Source organism: Flavobacteriaceae bacterium HL-DH10, from assembly GCA_031826515.1.
Classification (GTDB): Bacteria; Bacteroidota; Bacteroidia; order Flavobacteriales; family Flavobacteriaceae; genus Thalassobellus; species Thalassobellus suaedae.
Genome location: CP134536.1, coordinates 1,008,530 through 1,028,817, shown reverse-complemented (window position 1 = coordinate 1,028,817; position 20,288 = coordinate 1,008,530). Strand labels below are relative to the sequence as shown.

At 33.5% G+C, this 20,288-nt stretch carries 13 protein-coding genes and 1 tRNA gene; 12 read left to right on the top strand and 2 right to left on the bottom strand.

Going from position 1 to position 20,288, the window contains the following annotated elements; translation table 11 throughout:
- Positions 1-44: 44 nt before the first annotated feature.
- Complete coding sequence (locus tag RHP49_04535; GenBank protein WNH13525.1) at positions 45-1,430, bottom strand: dipeptidase; 1,386 nt, start codon at positions 1,428-1,430, stop codon at positions 45-47.
- A gap of 102 nt (positions 1,431-1,532) precedes the next feature.
- On the opposite strand from RHP49_04535, the gene RHP49_04530 reads away from it, so the two are divergent.
- A tRNA-Leu gene (locus RHP49_04530) sits at positions 1,533-1,614 on the top strand.
- A 55-nt stretch (positions 1,615-1,669) separates the two neighbouring features.
- Here the strand turns inward: RHP49_04530 and RHP49_04525 are convergent.
- Complete coding sequence (locus RHP49_04525; protein ID WNH13524.1) at positions 1,670-2,551, bottom strand: AraC family transcriptional regulator; 882 nt, start codon at positions 2,549-2,551, stop codon at positions 1,670-1,672.
- Positions 2,552-2,757: 206 nt separating this feature from the next.
- Here RHP49_04525 and RHP49_04520 point away from each other — a divergent pair, with 206 nt between their 5' ends.
- The 11 genes from RHP49_04520 to araA all read left to right on the top strand — a co-directional run bounded on the left by RHP49_04520 (position 2,758) and on the right by araA (position 20,242).
- Complete coding sequence (locus tag RHP49_04520; protein ID WNH13523.1) at positions 2,758-4,161, top strand: sugar porter family MFS transporter; 1,404 nt, start codon at positions 2,758-2,760, stop codon at positions 4,159-4,161.
- 11 nt (positions 4,162-4,172) lie between these two features.
- Positions 4,173-7,001, top strand: coding sequence for a glycoside hydrolase family 2 TIM barrel-domain containing protein (locus RHP49_04515; protein ID WNH13522.1), 2,829 nt, complete (start codon positions 4,173-4,175; stop codon positions 6,999-7,001).
- Between the two features lie 8 nt (positions 7,002-7,009).
- Positions 7,010-10,330: a DUF5107 domain-containing protein gene (locus RHP49_04510; GenBank protein ID WNH13521.1), complete on the top strand. Its 3,321-nt coding sequence runs from the start codon at positions 7,010-7,012 to the stop codon at positions 10,328-10,330.
- A 90-nt stretch (positions 10,331-10,420) separates the two neighbouring features.
- Complete coding sequence (locus RHP49_04505) at positions 10,421-10,711, top strand: hypothetical protein (protein WNH13520.1); 291 nt, start codon at positions 10,421-10,423, stop codon at positions 10,709-10,711.
- Between the two features lie 466 nt (positions 10,712-11,177).
- A complete protein-coding gene (locus tag RHP49_04500) occupies positions 11,178-13,214 on the top strand; it encodes a transketolase (GenBank protein WNH13519.1) in 2,037 nt (678 codons plus the stop codon).
- An 11-nt stretch (positions 13,215-13,225) separates the two neighbouring features.
- Positions 13,226-13,882, top strand: coding sequence for a fructose-6-phosphate aldolase (fsa, locus tag RHP49_04495; GenBank protein WNH13518.1), 657 nt, complete (start codon positions 13,226-13,228; stop codon positions 13,880-13,882).
- 23 nt (positions 13,883-13,905) lie between these two features.
- Complete coding sequence (locus tag RHP49_04490; protein WNH13517.1) at positions 13,906-14,592, top strand: NUDIX domain-containing protein; 687 nt, start codon at positions 13,906-13,908, stop codon at positions 14,590-14,592.
- Between the two features lie 125 nt (positions 14,593-14,717).
- A complete protein-coding gene (locus tag RHP49_04485) occupies positions 14,718-16,391 on the top strand; it encodes a ribulokinase (GenBank protein WNH13516.1) in 1,674 nt (557 codons plus the stop codon).
- Between the two features lie 4 nt (positions 16,392-16,395).
- Positions 16,396-17,103 carry an L-ribulose-5-phosphate 4-epimerase gene (locus RHP49_04480; protein WNH14376.1) on the top strand — a complete coding sequence of 236 codons (708 nt, stop codon included), beginning with the start codon at positions 16,396-16,398 and terminating at the stop codon, positions 17,101-17,103.
- Positions 17,104-17,152: 49 nt separating this feature from the next.
- Positions 17,153-18,718 carry a solute:sodium symporter family transporter gene (locus tag RHP49_04475; GenBank protein ID WNH13515.1) on the top strand — a complete coding sequence of 522 codons (1,566 nt, stop codon included), beginning with the start codon at positions 17,153-17,155 and terminating at the stop codon, positions 18,716-18,718.
- A gap of 18 nt (positions 18,719-18,736) precedes the next feature.
- Positions 18,737-20,242 (top strand): L-arabinose isomerase, encoded by a 1,506-nt coding sequence (araA, locus tag RHP49_04470; protein WNH13514.1) that lies wholly within the window; start codon positions 18,737-18,739, stop codon positions 20,240-20,242.
- Positions 20,243-20,288 lie beyond the last annotated feature (46 nt).

Genomic DNA, 20,288 nt, shown 5'->3' with positions numbered 1-20,288 from the left:
CATTATCCTGAACTTAATTCAGGATAATGGTAACGCCCAAATTATTACGAAAGTTCGGTGAAATATTTATAAAATAGTGGAATAGTTTCAATGCCTTTTAAGTAGTTCCAAACGCCAAAATGCTCGTTTGGAGAGTGAATGGCGTCGCTATCTAGGCCGAAGCCCATTAAAATGGTTTTGCTTTTTAATTCTTGCTCGAATAATGCTACAATAGGAATGCTGCCGCCACTACGTTGCGGTATTGGTGTTTTTCCGAAAGTGTCTTGATAGGCTTTACTGGCTGCTTTAAAACCAATACTATCTATTGGTGTTACGTAACCTTGTCCGCCGTGGTGAGGTGTTACTTTTACTTTAACGCCTTTTGGTGCTATATTTTCGAAATGATTTTTGAATAATTTTGTAATGTTTTCCCAATCTTGATTTGGTACTAATCGCATAGATATTTTGGCATAAGCTTTACTGGCAATAACAGTTTTTGCTCCTTCGCCAGTGTAGCCACCCCAAATACCGTTTACATCTAGTGTTGGTCTGATTGAGTTGCGTTCGTTTGTTGTATATCCGGTTTCGCCATAAACGGAGTCGATATCTAATGCTTTTTTGTAGCTTTCTAAGCTGAAAGGTGCTTTTGCCATTTCAGCACGTTCTTCTTTTGAAAGTTCTTCTACGTTGTCATAAAACCCAGGAATGGTTATGTGATTATTTTCATCATGTAATGAAGCAATCATTTTAGTTAAAATATTTATTGGGTTCGCTACAGCACCACCATATAAGCCTGAATGTAAATCCCTGTTTGGACCAGTAACTTCAACTTCAACATAACTCAATCCGCGTAGTCCAGTAGTTATTGATGGCACATCGTTAGCAATCATGCCTGTATCTGAAATTAAAATAACATCGTTCTTTAATTTTTCTTGATTGTTTTTTACAAAGGTTGCTAAGTTAGAACTTCCAACTTCTTCTTCGCCTTCAATCATGAATTTTACATTACATGGTAATTGGTTTGTTGAAGTCATAAACTCCATGGCTTTTACGTGCATGTACATTTGTCCTTTATCATCGCAAGCACCACGAGCAAAAATAGCGCCTTCTGGGTGTTTCTCTGTTTTTTTTATAACTGGTTCAAATGGCGGGGAGTTCCATAAATTAATGGGGTCTGGTGGTTGTACATCATAATGCCCATAAACTAATATGGTAGGTAAATTTTTATCGATTATTTTTTCACCATAAACAACGGGGTAACCGTCTGTTTTGCATATTTCAACAGTATCACATCCTGCATTTTCTAAACTTATTTTTATGGCATCGGCAGTTTTTAAAACATCATTTTTATAAGCCGAATCGGCACTTATAGATGGTATTTTAAGAAGTTCTATAAGTTCATTTATAAAGCGATTTTTGTGTTCTAATATGTAAGATTGGATATAGTTCATGAGTTTTTTAAGTGTATAAATTCAAAAGTATAAAAAAAGAATCTTTTTTTGATGCTTAGAAGTTTGCAATTTAAAAATCTTGTTTATATTTGCAGTCCTTTAGCGGGCGTGGTGGAATTGGTAGACACGCTAGACTTAGGATCTAGTGCCGCGAGGTGTGGGAGTTCGAGTCTCCCCGCCCGCACTGTAAAGGAAAAGTCGACTTTTTTAAAGTTGGCTTTTTTGTTTTATATAGTCATTTATTTCTGGTTATGACTTTTTTTATAGGCTTTTGGAGAAACGCCCATATAGTTTTTAAATAATCTTGAAAAGTATAAAGGGTCTTTGAAGCCTAATTTCACACTTATTTCTTTGATGCTTAAATCGGTGTAGTTAAGATATTCGCAAGCTTTCTGCGTTTTTTTAAGATTGAAAAAATGAATTAAAGAATAACCAGTTCGTTTTTTAAATAAAGTTTGTAAATATGATGTTGACAGATTAAAGGCCGTGGCAATGTCTTCAGATTTAAATGATTTGCTAATGTTTTTATTTAAGAAATTGGTAACAATCCCAACTAAATTATCGTGTTTGTGAATATTTGTGGATACCTCAACTTCATTGTAAATAAAGGCGCTTATAAAGTTTAAGCTTAAGATATTAGCATATTCAAGCTGCGTGTCTAAATAGTTGTTATTTAAAATCTCAAAAATTTGATTGAATAATTTAATGCGATTATTATTGAACGGAATGGTCTCATTTTTATTTAATTTATAACGGTTATATAAGCTTTCGGCAGATTTACCATCAAAATGCATCCAGTAAATACTCCAAGGATCGTTTTTGTCTGATTTATAAGCATGAGCGAGATGTTTTGGAATTATAATATATTGATTTGGTGAAATAATTTTTTTTATACCTTCGGTTTTTACCCAGCCTGTACCTTCTACACAATAAATAAAAATATAATCACCATGATCTATTTTTCGCTTTCTAAAGTGTGCACTTGCTTTTGGGAAATACCCAATGTCCGAAATGAAAAAATTACTTGTAACGGTGTTGTTTTTTAATCTGTTTTTTACCTCATTTGGCAGTATAATGATTCGTTGACCTAAAAAACCTTCTTTTAAAGTTGATTTGTCCATGTATATTAATAAATAGTCTATTTTATTAATGCTTAATTTTTAATTATTTAGTGCCATAATTTATTAAAATGAAAAAAATGAGCTCTAAAAAGATATAAATGTCTAAAATTGAGTGTAAATATAATTTAAAAATCCAAGAGTTATAATTTGTATTTACGAAGAATTTATCAAAGAATAATCTATATAAACTAAAAATTGATATATTAATGAAACCAACTAAATTTAATATTCCCTATTTATTATCATTAGCTTTTGTTTCTGCCATGGGCGGACTACTATTTGGTTACGATTGGGTAGTTATTGGAGGCGCAAAACCCTTTTATGAACTTAATTTTGATATAACAAATTCACCAGCACTACAGGGTTGGGCTATGAGTAGTGCGCTTATTGGTTGTATTTTTGGAGCCGTTATTTCTGGAGTTATAGCCGATAAATTAGGTCGAAAAAAATCTTTAATTATTGCATCTATTTTGTTTACAGTATCTGCATTAGGAACAGGTTGGGTTGATAGCTTTACACCGTTTATTTGGTATCGATTAATTGGTGGATTAGGAATCGGTTTAGCTTCTACATTATCGCCTATGTATATTGCCGAAATTGCTCCAGCTAAATTTAGAGGTAGGTTTGTAGCTATTAATCAGCTAACTATTGTTGTTGGTATTTTGGCTGCTCAAATTGTAAATTGGTTAATTGCAGAACCTATAGCCGATAGTGCAACTCCTATGGATATTTTAAACTCTTGGAACGGTCAAACAGGTTGGCGCATTATGTTTTGGGCAGAATTAATTCCAGCTGGACTGTTTTTTGTGTTCATGCTTTTAGTACCTGAAAGTCCTCGTTTTTTAGTTAAAATTAAAAAAGATGAAAAAGCGAGTCGTATTTTAAATAAAATAGGGGGAAAAGAATATGCTTTTCAAGAATTAACTAGCATAAAAGATTCATTTAAAGAAACAGTTAAAGAAGCATTTTCTATTTCAGATTATCGCAGTAAAAAAGTATTTCCAATTTTAGTAATTGGTGTTGTATTAGCCATATTTCAGCAATGGTGTGGTATTAATATTATCTTTAATTATGCGCAAGAAATTTTTACCTCCGCAGGATATAGTGTTGGCGATATGTTATTCAATATAGTTATTACAGGTAGTGTAAATTTAATATTCACATTTGTTGCGATGCGAACGGTTGATAGTTGGGGGCGTAGAAAACTAATGCTTTTTGGTTCAGTTGGTCTTGCAGTTGTGTATGCGATTTTAGGAGCCGCGTATTATTTTGAATTTAAAGGCTGGCCAGTTCTAGTCTTGGTAATTACAGCTATTGCTATTTATTCTATGTCGCTTGCTCCTATCACCTGGGTGGTGCTTTCTGAAATTTTTCCTAACAGATTAAGAGGTGTTGCTATGGCAATAGCTACTTTTTCACTTTGGGTAGCCTCCTTTATTTTAACGTTTACATTTCCCATTTTAAATGAAGTATTAGGTTCTTATGGAACGTTTTGGGTGTATAGTTTTATATGTGTTTTAGGGTTTGTCTTTATTAAAAAGAAATTACCTGAGACGAAAGGAAAAAGCTTGGAGGAAATTGAACTTGAGTTATCAAAAGAAAATAAATAAATAATCACAATATGAAATCAATAAATATAGCAATAGGAATTTTGTTTTTAGTCATAGTATCTTGTGGAAAGCAAGAATCTAGAGAACTTGATTTATCTGGCGATTGGCAATTTAAAATCGATTCATTAAATAAAGGTATTTCTGAAAAATGGTATACTCAAAAATTACCTGAACAAGTTAAGTTACCAGGCTCTATGACCGAGAATGGTAAAGGAAATGATATTTCTGTTAAAACAAAATGGACTGGGCAAATTGTAGATAGTGCATGGTATACGGTTGAAAAGTATGCTAAATATAGAGCTGAAGGAAATGTAAAAATTCCTTTTTGGCTTCAGCCTAATAAACACTATGTAGGGGCTGCATGGTATCAAAAAGAAATTGATGTTCCTTCATCATGGACTAATAAGAATATAGAATTAAAACTTGAGCGTCCGCATTGGGAAACACAAGTTTGGGTTAATGATAAATATGTAGGCATGCAAAATAGTTTAGGTACGCCTCATAATTATGATTTAGGAAGTTTGCCTGTGGGTAAGCATACTATTTCAATAAGAATAGATAATGCCATTCATGATATTAATCCAGGGATAAACGCACATAGTATGACCGATCATACCCAAACAAACTGGAATGGAATTGTAGGTGTTATTAAACTGGAGGCTAAATCTTTGATTGTATTTAAGGATGTGAAAATATTTCCTGATGTAGCACAGAAGAAAGTGTTTGTAAAGGGTAGAGTTCAAAATAGTACTGGTGAAAATCAAAAAATTAAATTGCGATTAAAAGCTAAGGGTGTTGGAGAAAATAGCCAATCATTAGAAGAGGTTGTAAAGGATGTTGAAGTTAATGCAGAAGGTGCTTTTGAATTAGACTATCCAATGGGAAATAATCCATTGCTCTGGGATGAATTTCATCCTAATTTGTATACCATGTCTTTGAGTTTAGTATCATCTTTAGGTGAAGATTCTGAAGAAGTTACGTTTGGAATGAGAGCGTTTAAAACGAAAGGCACTCGTTTCGTTATAAACGACAAACCAGTATTTCTTCGTGGTACACTTGAATGTGCCATATTTCCAAAAACAGGTTATCCAGCAACAGATGTTGCCTCTTGGAAAAGAATCTTAAATATTGTAAAAGCACATGGTTTAAATCATATGCGTTTCCATTCTTGGTGTCCACCAGAAGCTGCATTAGAAGCAGCCGATGAATTGGGAGTTTATTTGCAAATAGAAGCTTCTACTTGGCCAAATGGTAATTCGTCTATAGGTGATGGTTTCCCAGTTGATGAATGGTTGTATAAGGAAACGCAAGATATTTTAGATGCTTATGGTAATCACCCTTCCTTTGTTATGATGACTTCGGGTAACGAGCCTCTTCGTAGAAATCATAAACCTTATTTAAGAAAATATGTAGATCATTTTAGAAAGGTTGATAATCGCAGACTTTACACAGGAGCAGCTGATAGACCTTATTTAGATAATTTAGATTATTACAATAATTCGTATGCACGGATTCAGAGGTGGGGAGAAGGAGAAAACAGTATTATAAATAAGAGACCTCAAACAGATTTCGATTTTAATTATTTTACAGATACCATACCAATGCCATATGTTAGCCATGAAATTGGGCAGTGGTGTGCTTATCCAAATTTTAAGGAAATTCCCAAATATACAGGAGTTTTAAAACCAAAAAATTTCGAAATTTTTAAAGAAACTTTGGAAGATAACCACATGGGGCAACTTTCAGATAGTTTAATGTTGGCTTCTGGTAAATTACAAGCACTATGTTATAAAGCGGATATTGAGGCAGCTTTAAGAACCAAAGGTTTTGGAGGATTTCATTTATTAGATTTACATGATTTCCCTGGTCAAGGTACAGCTTTAATTGGTGTTCTAGATGCATTTTGGGATGAGAAAGGTTATATTTCACCTGAAGAATATAGCAGATTTTGTAATGAAACGGTGCCTTTGGCACGTTTGAAGAAACGCGTGTTTTTTAATACTGAAAATTTAGAAGCTGCCATAGAAGTAGCACATTTTGGTGAGCTTCCATTAAAGGATGCTATAACTTCTTGGAGACTTACAAACGTTTCAGGAAAGGTGATTGAGGAAGGCGATTTTAAAAAGAGAGATATTCCTTTAGCTAATGGTATACCTTTAGGTAAAATAGATGTGAATCTAAATCAAATCGAAACACCTCAAAAACTAACACTTACTGTAAGCGTTGGTGATTTTTCAAATAGTTGGGATGTTTGGGTATATCCTTTTGTAAAAAAGCAAATAGATAAAACACAATTTAAAGTAGTTAATACTTTAGATGAAGCTACTATTTCTTATTTGAAAAATGGAGGAAAGGTTTTGTTGACTACCAAAAAAGGTAGCGTGAAAGCTGAAAAAGGCGGTGAAGTAGCTGTCGGGTTTTCTAGTATCTTCTGGAATACAGCATGGACTTTAGGCGAAAAGCCACATACTTTAGGAGTTTTATGTAATCCTAGTCACTCAGCTTTAACTGAGTTTCCAACAGAATATCATTCTAATTGGCAATGGTGGGATGCCATGAGCCATTCTAATGCTATTATTTTAGATGAGTTTTCACCTGATTTAAAACCTTTGGTTCGAGTCATAGACGATTGGTTTACCAACCGCAGATTGGCTTTGGTTTTTGAAGTGAAAATAGGTAAAGGAAAACTGTTAGTTTCAGGTGTCGACTTAATATCGGATATAGAGGACAGGCCAGAAGCACAGCAATTATTATATAGCTTAAAAAAATATATAGCTTCCGATGCCTTTAATCCTTCGGTAGAATTAGAAATAGAATCCATTGTAAATTTATATAAATAGTAAAGTATATGAATGCAGTAAAAGCTTGGAAAGAGCATGTTGTAATTCCAACTTACGAAGTAGGAATACCAGAGAAATATCCTGTATTTTTAGATAAAAGGGTATATCAAGCAAGTAGCGGTGCTGTATATCCGCATCCCGTAATCGAAAAAATAAATGATGAAAAAATAGATAAAGAATGGGAAGTTGTTTTTATTGAAAACGATTATATCAAAATCATGGTCATTCCTGCATTGGGAGGAAGGATTCAAATGGCTTATGATAAAATTAGAGAACGCCATTTTGTGTATTATAATCATGTTATTAAACCAGCGTTAGTTGGTTTAACAGGACCTTGGATTTCTGGAGGCATTGAGTTTAACTGGCCACAACATCATAGGCCAAGTACTTATGATCCTACCGATTTTAAAATTGAAGAAAATAAAGATGGTAGCATTACGGTTTGGGTTAGCGAAGTAGAACGTATGTTTCGTACTAAAGGAATGGCTGGCTTTACCTTGCATCCAGATAAAGCCTATTTAGAAATTAAAGCACAATTATATAATCGCACACCGCATCCGCAAACCTTTTTATGGTGGGCAAATCCTGCGGTTGCTGTAAATGATCATTACCAATCGGTGTTTCCGCCAGATGTTAATGCGGTTTTCGATCATGGAAAACGTGATGTTTCAGAATTTCCTATTGCTAAAGGTGAATACTATAAAGTAGATTATGCGCCAGGAACCGATATTTCTAGATATAAAAACATTCCTGTTCCAACGTCTTATATGGCTATTCAGTCGGATTATGATTTTGTTGGTGGTTATGAAAATGATTCTAAAGGCGGATTGCTTCATGTAGCAGATCATCATGTATCACCAGGTAAAAAACAATGGACTTGGGGTAATGGTGATTTTGGTAAAGCATGGGATAGAAATTTAACTGATAGTGATGGACCATACATAGAATTAATGTGTGGGGTTTATACCGATAATCAACCCGATTTTTCATGGATGCATCCGTATGAAGAAAAAACATTTAAGCAATATTTTATGCCCTACTATAATGTGGGCGTGGTTAAAAATGCGACTAAAGAAGCGCTTTTAAATATAGAAGCGTCAGATAAAGAAGTGACTGTAAAAGTTCATGTTACATCTACATATCCAAAGTGTGTATTAACTTTAGAGTCTTCAGATAAAGTATTATTTGAAGTAGAGCAAGATTTAGATCCTAAAAATGGTTTTGAAAAAACCATTGCTTTAAATGGAGTTCCTTACCAAGATTTAACAGCAACAGTAAAAGATGCTAACGGAACTATACTAGTATCATGGTCACCAAAATCCTTAAAAGAAGGTGATATTCCTAATTCTGCAGTTGCTGCCAAACAACCAAAAGATATTGAAAGTGTTGAGCAATTATTTTTAAGAGGTCTACACCTAGAGCAATATAGACATGCGACTTATAATGCCACAGATTATTATTTAGAAGGGTTATCTCGAGATCCGTATGATGTACGTTGCAATAATGCTATGGGTTTATGGAATCTTAAAAAAGCGAAGTTTAATACAGCTTTAGAATATTTTGATAAAGCAATTGAAACCTTAACAGAACGAAATCCAAATCCGTATGATGGCGAACCGTATTTTAATAGAGGTTTAGCGCTTCGATATTTAGGAAGAACAGACGAAGCTTATGCTGCATTTTATAAATCATGTTGGAATGCCGCTTGGCAAGATGCAGGTTATTTTAATGTGGCTCAAATAGATTGTGCAAAAGGTGATTATACAAGAGCTTTGGAGCAAGTAGATAAAGCCTTAATTAAAAATTGGCACAATCATAAAGCACGGCATTTAAAAATTATCATCTTAAAAAAGCTAGGAAGAATCGAAGAAGCCATTCAATTGGTAGATGATTCTTTAACTATTGATAATTTTAACTTTGGTGTATTATATGAGAAGTATCTTTTGAGTAACGATAAAGAAAATCTTAACGAATTAAAAAGTCTGTTAAGAAATTACGATCATAATTATATTGAATTCTCTTTAGATTATGCACAATGTGGTCAGTTTAATCAAGCTATAAATTTTATTAGTTTGTTAGTTGATGAAAAAGAAGAAGTGTATCCTATGGTATATTATTTCTTAGGTTGGTATCATGAACAAAATTTAAATAAAATTGAAGCTAAAAAAGCCTATAAATTGGCACAAAAAATGTCTAGCGATTATTGCTTCCCTAATCGATTGGAAGAAGTTATTGTGTTACAATCGGCTATTAAATTTGATAATCAAGATGCCATAGCAAATTATTATTTAGGAAATTTTTGGTATGCAAACAAGCAATATGCAGATGCTAAGCAAGTTTGGGAAACAGCTGTTAGCTTAGATAATCAAAATCCTATCACACATAGAAATTTAGCACTATTATATTTTAATAAAGAAGATAAAAGAGACTTAGCAAAACAACATTTAGAAACAGCTTTTAAATTAGATGCTACTGATGCGCGTTTGTTAATGGAGTTAGATCAGCTTTATAAAAAAATGAATATTTCTGTAGATAAACGGTTAAATCTATTAGAAAAGTATAAGGATTTAACGGAGTCTAGAGATGATTTATATTTAGAGCGTGTTGCTTTATATAATTTTAAAGGCGATTTTGATAAGGCTTTAGATTTGGTTCAAAAAAGACAATTTCATCCATGGGAAGGCGGGGAAGGAAAAGTTCCTTTTCAGCATATCATGGCTCAAGTAGAAGTTGCAAAACAAGCTATAAAAGCAGGGGATTATAAAAAGGCCATTACGCATTTAGAAGCAGCTCAAGAATTTCCTCATAATCTGGGTGAAGGTAAATTACACGGTACCCAAGAAAATGATATTCATTATTGGTTAGGTTGTGCTTATCAAAAGTTAAATGAATTAGAGAAAGCTAAAGCTAGTTGGGTATTAGCTTCCGAAGGACTAAGCGATCCAAGTCCAGCCATATTCTATAACGATCAACAACCTGATAAGATATTTTATCAAGGATTGGCTTTACTGAAATTAGGTAAAACGGAAGAAGCTAATTATCGATTCAATAATTTAATACATTATGGTGAAGCGCATATGAACGATGATATTAAATTAGATTATTTTGCTATTTCGTTACCAGATCTTTTGATATGGGAAGAAGATTTAAACGATCTTAACAAGGTGCATTGTAATTATTTAATTGGTTTAGGTAAACTTGGTTTAAATGATTTAAAAGGTGCAGAAGAAGCTTTCAATAAAGTCTTCGACCAAAATTTATATCATTTAGCTGGAAAAATTCATCAGAATATGACCTTAGAATTAAAAACAGAATCCTCTAAAGTTTAGATTATGAAACGATTATTTCTGTTGCCAGTATTAGTGTTTTCTTTATTATAGTTTAGTAATTGTTCTATTTTAGTTGAGAATAAATTAGACTTGACAGGTGAATGGCAGGTTAAGTTAGATTCTTTAAATGTTGGTGAAAATGATAATTGGGCAAAATCAAAATTAGAATGCGATACAATTAATTTACCTAGAACTTTAGATGATTTTGGTATTGGAAAACCAAACAATTTAGAGCCTGTTATAAATAATTATGTGATGTTCAATCTTAGCCCTAATCCTAAAACATTAAAAGGGATAGAAGGACGTTTTGTTCCAGTGTTTTGGAGTCCAGTACATTTTCCAGATCAACCAGCAAGTATGGGTTTATTGTTAAATGAATAACATTCAGCTTTTAATAGTTTTCCAACAAGCACACATACCGATTGGCAGTGGTTGGATTTGTCTACTGTTTTTGAAGTCAATGATGAAAAAGCGAAATTGATTTTTTCTTCTATGGTTTTAATATCAGATATGGAAAAAAGACCTGTTGCAATATAACTCCGTTACAGCATATTAAACTATATGATGAGTGCTGATTTTAATCCCTCTAAAATAATTAAAATGACCGATTTAGAAAAACTTAATTTAGATAAATTTTAATCCTTGGGAAACATTTAAAAACAAAAAATTCATAAGTGTTTTTGTAACACTTATGAATTTTTTGTTATATATTTGCAAATATAAGTTTCTATTGTATTTAGTAAAGGGTTTTGTAGTAAAATTTTTTTAGTTTTTTTCGACAACTTAAATATATAATAGAAATTAAATCAAAAATACACAACAAGCTATTAAATTAACCAAAATTGAAATGAACAAAAAATTAGATCAACAAGCAGCAGATAACATTAGAGCATTAGCTGTGGCAATGGTAGAGAAAGCGAATTCAGGACACCCAGGAGGACCAATGGGAGGTGCAGATTTTATGCATATTTTATATTCAGAGTTCTTTAATTTCGATCCATCTGATATGACATGGGCTTTTAGAGACCGTTTTTTTATGGATGCAGGGCATTTGTCTACTTTAATGTATGCACAATATTATCTTTTAGGTAATTATGAAAAAAATGATGTTGCTAATTTTAGACAATGGGGTTCAAATACACCAGGTCACCCAGAAGTTGAAGTGTCAAGAGGTATTGAAAATACATCAGGACCATTAGGTCAAGGTCATACTATGGGAATTGGTGCGGCTATTGGAGCAAAATTTTTAGCAGCTCGTTTTGGTGATTGGATGAATCATAAAATATATGGTTTTATTTCTGATGGTGGTGTACAAGAAGAGATTTCTCAAGGAGCTGGTAGAATTGCAGGGCATTTAGGGTTAAGTAACTTTATTATGTTTTTCGATTCTAACGATATTCAATTGTCAACTTCTACTGATGAGGTGACTACCGAGGATACAGCAATGAAGTATGAAGCTTGGGGATGGAAAGTAGTTACAATTGATGGTCATAATCATGATGAAATAAGAAAAGCATTAGCTGATGCTAATAATGAAACAGAGAAACCAACCTTAATAATTGGTAAAACAATCATGGGTAAAGGTTGTGTTACTGCTGAAGGTGCTATGTTTGAAGGAGAGTGTGAATTACACGGTCAGCCAATTGGACATACAGGAGCAGATTATACAAAAACTTTATTAAACTTAGGAGCAAACCCAGAAAGTCCGTTTGATATTTACGAAGATGTAAGTGCTTACTATAAAGATATATTAAAAGAAAAAGTTGCTAAAGCAGCTGAGAAAAAAGCAGAGATTGAGGCTTGGAGGCAAGCAAATGAAGGGCTGGCAGCTAAATTAGATTTCTTCTTATCTGGAGAATTGCCAGAATTAGATTTTGAATCTATAGAGCATAAAGCAGGATTAGCCTCTAGAGCAGCATCTTCAGGGGTGTTAGCTTATTTAGCAGAACATGTAGAAAACATGATTGTGTCTTCTGCCGATTTATCTAATAGTGATAAAACCGATGGATTCTTAAAGAAAACACATGCGCTTAAGAAAGGAGATTTCTCAGGATCCTTCTTACAGGCAGGTGTTGCCGAATTAACGATGGCTTGTATTGCAAACGGATTAGCTTTACACGGTGGAATTATTCCAGTAGTAGCAACGTTTTTTGTGTTTTCAGATTATATGAAACCAGCTATTCGTTTGAGTGGTATTCAAGAATTACCTGTGAAATATGTGTGGACTCATGATGCATTTAGAGTAGGAGAGGATGGACCAACACATCAACCAGTAGAGCAAGAAGCACAAATTCGTTTGTTAGAAAAGCTTAAAAACCATAGTGGTAAACCAAGTTTCTTAGCATTACGTCCTGCTGATTCAGCAGAAACTAGCGTAGCTTGGAAAATGGCCTTAGAAAATACGTCTACACCTTCAGGTTTGATTTTATCTAGACAAGGTATTAAAGATTTACCAGCAATAGGAACTTCAAGATATAGTGATGCTTTAGCTGCTGAAAAAGGTGGTTATTTAGTAAAAGAAGTAGAAAATCCAGATGTTGTTTTAGTAGCAAACGGATCAGAAGTAGCAACTTTATTTGCAGCAGCTGAAATTTTAGAATCTGAAAACGGATTGAAAGTAAATATTGCTTCTGTAATTTCAGAAGGCGTATTTAGATTGCAATCTAAAGAGTATCAAAATAATGTGATTCCTAAAAACAAACCATTATTTGGTTTAACAGCAGGATTACCTGTGAACTTAGAAGGATTGGTTGGAGATAACGGAAAAGTGTTTGGATTAGATCACTTTGGGTATTCTGCACCAGCAACTGTACTAGATGATAAGTTTGGTTTTACAGGTGAAAAAGTAAGCAAACAAGTATTAGAATATTTAAAAACAGTATAAAAACTAGAGATATGAAATTTTTTATTGATACAGCAAATTTAAATGATATTGCAGAAGCTCAAGCTTTAGGCGTGTTAGATGGTGTTACAACAAACCCATCATTAATGGCAAAAGAGGGTATTACAGGAGCTGAAAATATTTTAGCACATTACCAAAAAATATGTGATTTAGTAGAAGGTGATGTAAGTGCTGAAGTTATTTCTACAGACTTTGAAGGTATGGTTAAAGAAGGTGAGGCATTAGCTGCATTACACCCACAAATTGTTGTGAAATTACCTTTAATTGCTGATGGAATTAAGGCTTGTAAATATTTCTCTGATAAGGGTATTAGAACCAATGTAACATTAGTATTTTCAGTTGGTCAAGCTTTATTAGCTGCTAAAGCAGGTGCTACTTATGTGTCTCCTTTTATAGGTAGATTGGATGATATTTCTACAGATGGTTTGAATCTGATTTCTGAAATAAGATTGATATATGATAACTATGGTTTCGAAACTGAAATTTTAGCAGCATCAGTACGTCACACCATGCATATAATTGACTGTGCTAAATTAGGTTCTGATGTTATGACAGGACCATTATCGGCTATAAAAGGATTGTTAAGACACCCTTTAACTGATAGTGGATTAGCTAAGTTTTTAGAAGATTACAAAAAAGGAAATCAATAATTATTAGTTATTGATTGTTAGCCATGAGAATTGAGAGTAGAATATACGAAGAAACACAAAAGTTAAAGTTAGCTGTTGATTGTATTATTTTTGGCTTTAATGATAATAGGTTAGAGTTGCTTTTAATTCACAGAGGTTTTGAACCTGAAAAAGGTAAGTGGTCTCTAATTGGCGGTTTCATTGGTAATGATGAAGATCTAGATGAAGCCGCCAATAGAGTTCTATATAATTTATCTGGTTTACAGAATATTTATATGGAACAGGTTCGTACTTGGGGTAAAGCCAATAGAGATACATCGGGTCGTGTGATATCGACAACATATAGTGCTATGATTTTAAAATCGGAGTACGATGAAGAAAAAGTGAGTGCTTACAATACAAAATGGTTTCCAATTGATGAGCTTCCAGAACTTGTTTTTGATCATAGAGATATGGTAGAATCGGCAATAAGACGATTAAGAAGACGTGTTAGAAATTTTCCAATTGCATTTAATTTATTACCTCAAAAATTTACATTGCCTCAGTTGCAAATGCTTTATGAAGGTATTTTAAATGAAACCATTGATAAAAGAAACTTTAGAAGAAAAGTATTTCAAATGAAGTTTTTAGTAAAATTAGATGAAAAAGATATGTCAGAATCTAGAAAAGGAGCATATTTTTATTATTTTGATGAAGCACTTTATAATAAAGAACAAAACTTTAATTTATAAGTAACAAAAAATAACTTTTTATAAAGTTGTTTTTTTTGATTGAAATGTTATAAGCGTATTTGTTACACTTATATAAATAAGTCTTATCTTGCAATGCAGAATAAAAATCTATTTAGATTAATATTATGAGTGAAGTAAAATATACCATAGGAATGGATTTTGGCTCAGATTCAGTGAGAGCCTTAATAGTAAATACAATAACAGGAGAAGAAATGGCTACGGCCGTTCATTATTATGCACGATGGAAAAGTGGTGAATATTGTGAGCCTTCAAAAAATAAATTCAGACAACATCCTTTAGACTATATTGAGGGTATAGAGAATACTATAAAAGCAGTAGTGTCTCAGGTGTCTGATGATGTTGTGAAAAATATAGTTGGTATTGGTGTCGATACTACAGGGTCTACACCTGTAGCAGTAGATAAATCAGGAACGCCATTAGCCTTATTAAATGGGTTTGAAGAAAACCCAAATGCTATGTTTGTATTGTGGAAAGATCATACAGGTATTAAAGAAGCTGATGAAATAAATGATTTATGCGCAAAATGGGATATAGATTATTCTCAGTTTGAAGGTGGTATTTATTCTTCAGAATGGTTTTGGTCTAAAATATTACATGTATCAAGAGCAGATAAAGCGGTTTTAAATGCAGCCTATTCTTGGGTAGAACATTGCGATTGGGTACCCTTTTTATTAACAGGAGGGAATGATGTAACACAAATGAAACGTAGCCGTTGTGCTGCAGGACATAAAGCATTATGGCATGAATCTTTTGGCGGTTTGCCTCCAAATGATTTTTTTGTTGCTCTAGATCCAGTTTTAGATGGTTTAACCGATAGATTGTTTAAAGAAACCTATACATCGGATGTTTCTGTTGGAACTCTTTCTGACGAATGGGCAAAACGATTAGGATTATCAACTTCTGTAGAAGTTGCTGTTGGTGCTTTCGATTGTCATATGGGAGCTGTTGGTGTAAATATTGAGCCTTATTATTTAACAAAGGTAATGGGAACTTCAACCTGTGATATTTTAGTAACACCCTTACAGGAAGAAGAACATTTAGTAAAAGGTATTTGCGGACAAGTAGATGGTTCTGTTATTCCAAATATGTTAGGCTTAGAAGCTGGTCAGTCTGCTTTTGGCGACATATATGCTTGGTATGAACGTTTAATTTCTTGGCCAATTATAGAATTAATAGGAAACTCTAGTTTAATTAGTGAGGACATAAAAGCAAAGTTAGTTGAAGAATCTATTGCAAATATTCTTCCAAAATTAAGTGAAGCGGCCTCGAAAGAACCTATTGGTGCTTCAGGAGAATTAGCTTTAGATTGGATGAATGGTAGAAGAACTCCCGATGCTAATCAAAATTTAAAAGGTGTAATTTCTGGGATTAATTTAGGAAGTACATCTCCTAAGGTATTTAGAGCCTTAGTAGAAGCCTCTTGCTTCGGAGCTAAAAAAATAGCCGATAGATTTATAAGTGAAGGTATTCCTGTAAAAGGTGTCATTGCATTAGGTGGGATTGCAAAAAAATCATCTTTTGTTATGCAAGTTATGGCAGATGTACTAAATTCTCCAATAAAAGTAGCGCAATCAGAACAAGCATGTGCACTAGGCGCTTCTGTTTTTGGAGCAGTTGCCGCTGGTGTATATCAAGATACCGAATCAGCAATGAATGCAATGGCAAGTCCTTTTGAAAAGGTTTACGAACCTATTATAGAAAATGTAGAAGCCTACAAAGAAGTATATAAAAACTATAGCGAATTATGCGTTGCTATGGAAAATCATATCATGCAATAATAAAATTATGAGTATCTATAAAACATTAAAAGAAGAAGCTTACGAAGCTAATATGGAGCTTCCAGAATTGGGTTTAGTATTATTTACATTTGGTAATGCAAGTGCTGTTGATAGAGATAAAGGCGTGTTTGCAATAAAACCTAGTGGTGTGCCATATGTAGATTTAAAACCAGAAGATATGGTGATTTGTGATTTTGATGCTAAAATAGTGGAAGGGGCTATGAGGCCTTCTTCTGACACAAAAACACATGCTGTTTTATATAAAGAGTGGAGTGATATTGGAGGTGTAGTACATACACATTCTACCTACGGAACTGCTTGGGCTCAAGCTATTAAAGATGTGCCTATTTTTGGGACCACACATGCCGATCATTTAATTTCTAATATTCCATGCGCACCACCAATGAAGGATGAATATATTGCTGGCGATTATGAGCACATGACGGGTTATCAAATTATAGATTGCTTAAAAGAACGTGGTTTAGATTATAATGAAATAGGAATGATTTTAGTTGGTAATCATGCGCCATTTACTTGGGGTGCTACTGCTGCAAAAGCTGTTTATAATAGTGCGGTTTGTGAAGAAGTTGCAAAAATGGCATATTTAACTTTGCAGATTAATCCAAATGCTGTTATTTTGAAAGATGCATTAAAAAAGAAACATTTTGAGCGTAAGCATGGAACAGATGCTTATTACGGACAAGGATGTTAAGCATAAAAATATACCAATTAACCTAAATATTAATTTAAACTAAATAAATATGAGTATTTTATCTTTTGTTGCCTTTACCTTACTTGTTGCTGTTATAGCATGGTGGTCTACTAGAAAAACCGATGAAACTTCCTCAGACGGCTATTTTCTAGGAGGTAGAAGTTTAACAGGTCCAGTTATTGCAGGATCCTTGTTACTTACTAATTTATCAACTGAGCAGATTGTAGGTATGAATGGTGTCTCTTTTAGAGATGGTATTCCAATTATGGCATATGAGGTTGTTGCTGCTATAGCCATGGTGTTTACAGCATTTGTATTACTTCCTAGATATCTTAAAAGTGGGATTGCTACAATACCTCAGTTTTTAGAAAACCGCTACGGTAAAAGCACTAAAACCATTGTCTCGTTATTATTCTTATTAGGTTACGCCATATCTATGCTGCCTACTGTATTGTATTCGGGCGCATTAGCAATAAATACCATGTTTGATATTCCAGAGATGATAGGTATGGAACCAGAGCCAGCGCTTTGGGTAACTGTATGGGCTATAGGAATAATTGGTAGTATTTATGCTATTTTTGGAGGTCTTAAAGCGGTTGCTGTATCAGATTCTATTAATGCGGTTGGATTAATTATTGGAGGGTCTTTAATTCCAATTTTTGGTTTAATGAAAATTGGTGATGGTAATGTGTTTAAAGGATTAAAAACATTAACTACAGCACTTCCAGAGAAATTTGATATTATTGGTGGACCAGATTCTGATGTGCCTTTCTGGACACTTTTTACTGGAATGATTATTGTAAACTTTTATTATTGGGGAACCAATCAAGCTATTATTCAAAGGGCTCTTGGGGCTAAAAATTTAAAAGAAGGTCAAAAAGGACTTTTATTAGCTGCGTTTATAAAAATATTAGGGCCATTTATAGTAGTATTACCAGGTATTATTGCTTTTTATCTTTTTAATGGTGATTTAACAAATGCAGATGAAGCATATCCTATGGTAGTAAAAGCTGTATTACCAGTAGCATTTATTGGTTTCTTTGCAGCAGTGCTTTTTGGTGCGATATTAAGTTCTTTTAATAGTGCATTAAATAGTTCGGTAACGTTATTTGGTATAGATTTTTATAAAGAATATATAAATCAAGATGCGTCAGAGAAGCAAACAGTAAAAGCTGGAAAAACTTTTGGTATTGTTCTAGCATTATTCTCAATGGGAATTGCACCTTTACTCTATGGTGTAGAAGGAGGTATTTTTACATATCTACAAGAATTAAATGGAACACACAGTGTGCCTATTTTAGCAATAGTAATTGTTGGGATATTCTCTAAACGTGTTTCAGGTAAAGCGGCAAATATTGCTATTTTATTTAGTGTAGTTACTTATTTAGTTACTTTATATGTAATTAAACCAGATATTAGTTTCTTGCATCTTATGGGTATTCTTTTTGTATTAACAATAGTTATCATGTTTGTTGTAAGTAAGTTTTATCCAAGAGAAACAGATTACGAACAAGTTTATACCAAACAAGTTGATATTACACCATGGAAACACCTAAAACCAGTTGGTTATGGGGTTGTTGCTGCGGTTGTTGCGCTTTATATTTATTTATCATAGAATAATTTTTTAAAAATAATGATTAATTTAAAACAAGGAGACATTTGGTTTGTAACCGGAAGTCAAGATTTATACGGGGCTGAAACCCTTAAACAAGTAGCCGAACATTCAAAGGAAATTGCAAATGCTTATTCAGCAAATACAACGATACCTGCAAATGTAATTTTTAAACCAACAGTGAAATCTCCAGAAGAGATTCATGCTATTTGTAAAGCTGCAAATAATGATGATACTTGTATTGGTATTATTACTTGGATGCATACATTTTCACCCGCTAAAATGTGGATAGCTGGTTTAAATGCGTTACAAAAACCATTTTTGCATTTGCATACACAATTTAATAGAGATATTCCATGGAATTCTATTGATATGGATTTTATGAATTTAAATCAATCGGCTCATGGTGGTCGTGAGTTTGGATTTATAGCTTCAAGAATGCGATTAAATCGTAAAGTGGTTGTCGGGCATTGGCAAAATGAGAAAGTGATTGCTAAAGTTGCTGACTGGTGTCGTGTTGCTAATGCAGTAGCAGATAGTAGAAAGATGAAGGTGGCTCGTTTTGGAGACAATATGAGACATGTTGCTGTAACCGATGGAAACAAAGTATCTGCTCAAATTAAATTTGGGTATGAAGTTAATGGTTATGGTGTTGGCGATTTAGTAAAATATATTGATGGCATATCAGATGCTCAAGTTGATAGACTTGTTCAGGAATATGACGATACCTATGTGATGGCAGCAAAAATTAAAACTGATGGCACGATGCGATCAGCTTTAAAAGATGCCGCTAAAATAGAATTAGGAATGCGTGCCTTTTTAGAAGAAGGGGGTTATACAGCTTTTACGGATACCTTTGAAGATTTACATGGTATGAAACAATTACCAGGTATTGCAACACAACGCTTAATGGCTAGTGGTTACGGTTTTGGAGGTGAAGGTGATTGGAAAACTTCAGCCTTAGTACGTACCATGAAAGTTATGGGTGCTGGATTAGAAGGTGGAAATAGTTTTATGGAAGATTATACGTATCATTTCGATCCAGATAACACAACATGTTTAGGGTCTCATATGTTAGAAATTTGTCCATCGATTGCAAAAGGCGATGTGTCTTGTGAAATTCATCCGTTAGGAATTGGAGGAAAAGAAGATCCTGTAAGATTAGTGTTTAACGGTGGTGCAGGAAAAGCTCTAAATGCTTCTGTTGTAGATATGGGCAATCGTTTTAGAATGCTTGTAAATACTGTTGAAGCTGTTGAAATTAAAAATGATTTACCGAAACTTCCAGTAGCTCGTGTACTTTGGGATGCTAAACCAGATTTACAAACTGCTGCTGCTGCATGGATTTATGCTGGAGGTGCACATCATACATGTTATAGTCAAAATATTTCTGCGGAGTCTTTAGAAGATTTTGCTGAAATAATGGATATCGAGTTTTTATTGATAGATGAAAAAACAGATTTATACAGATTTAAGCAAGAGCTTCGCTGGAATGATGCGGCTTATGTTTTAAATAAAGGGTTTTAACTAAAACCTGAAATTAATAAACCTAAAAGAGACTGTCTTAAAAGAC

What these genes read in the sequence shown, in the direction of transcription:
- araA (WNH13514.1), top strand. Translation starts at nt 18,737, where the DNA reads ATGATTAATTTAAAACAAGGAGACATTTGGTTTGTAACCGGAAGTCAA.
- RHP49_04500 (WNH13519.1), top strand. Translation starts at nt 11,178, where the DNA reads ATGAACAAAAAATTAGATCAACAAGCAGCAGATAACATTAGAGCATTA.
- RHP49_04485 (WNH13516.1), top strand. Translation starts at nt 14,718, where the DNA reads ATGAGTGAAGTAAAATATACCATAGGAATGGATTTTGGCTCAGATTCA.
- RHP49_04525 (WNH13524.1), bottom strand. Translation starts at nt 2,551, where the DNA reads ATGGACAAATCAACTTTAAAAGAAGGTTTTTTAGGTCAACGAATCATT.
- RHP49_04490 (WNH13517.1), top strand. Translation starts at nt 13,906, where the DNA reads ATGAGAATTGAGAGTAGAATATACGAAGAAACACAAAAGTTAAAGTTA.
- RHP49_04510 (WNH13521.1), top strand. Translation starts at nt 7,010, where the DNA reads ATGAATGCAGTAAAAGCTTGGAAAGAGCATGTTGTAATTCCAACTTAC.
- RHP49_04535 (WNH13525.1), bottom strand. Translation starts at nt 1,430, where the DNA reads ATGAACTATATCCAATCTTACATATTAGAACACAAAAATCGCTTTATA.
- fsa (WNH13518.1), top strand. Translation starts at nt 13,226, where the DNA reads ATGAAATTTTTTATTGATACAGCAAATTTAAATGATATTGCAGAAGCT.
- RHP49_04515 (WNH13522.1), top strand. Translation starts at nt 4,173, where the DNA reads ATGAAATCAATAAATATAGCAATAGGAATTTTGTTTTTAGTCATAGTA.
- RHP49_04520 (WNH13523.1), top strand. Translation starts at nt 2,758, where the DNA reads ATGAAACCAACTAAATTTAATATTCCCTATTTATTATCATTAGCTTTT.
- RHP49_04475 (WNH13515.1), top strand. Translation starts at nt 17,153, where the DNA reads ATGAGTATTTTATCTTTTGTTGCCTTTACCTTACTTGTTGCTGTTATA.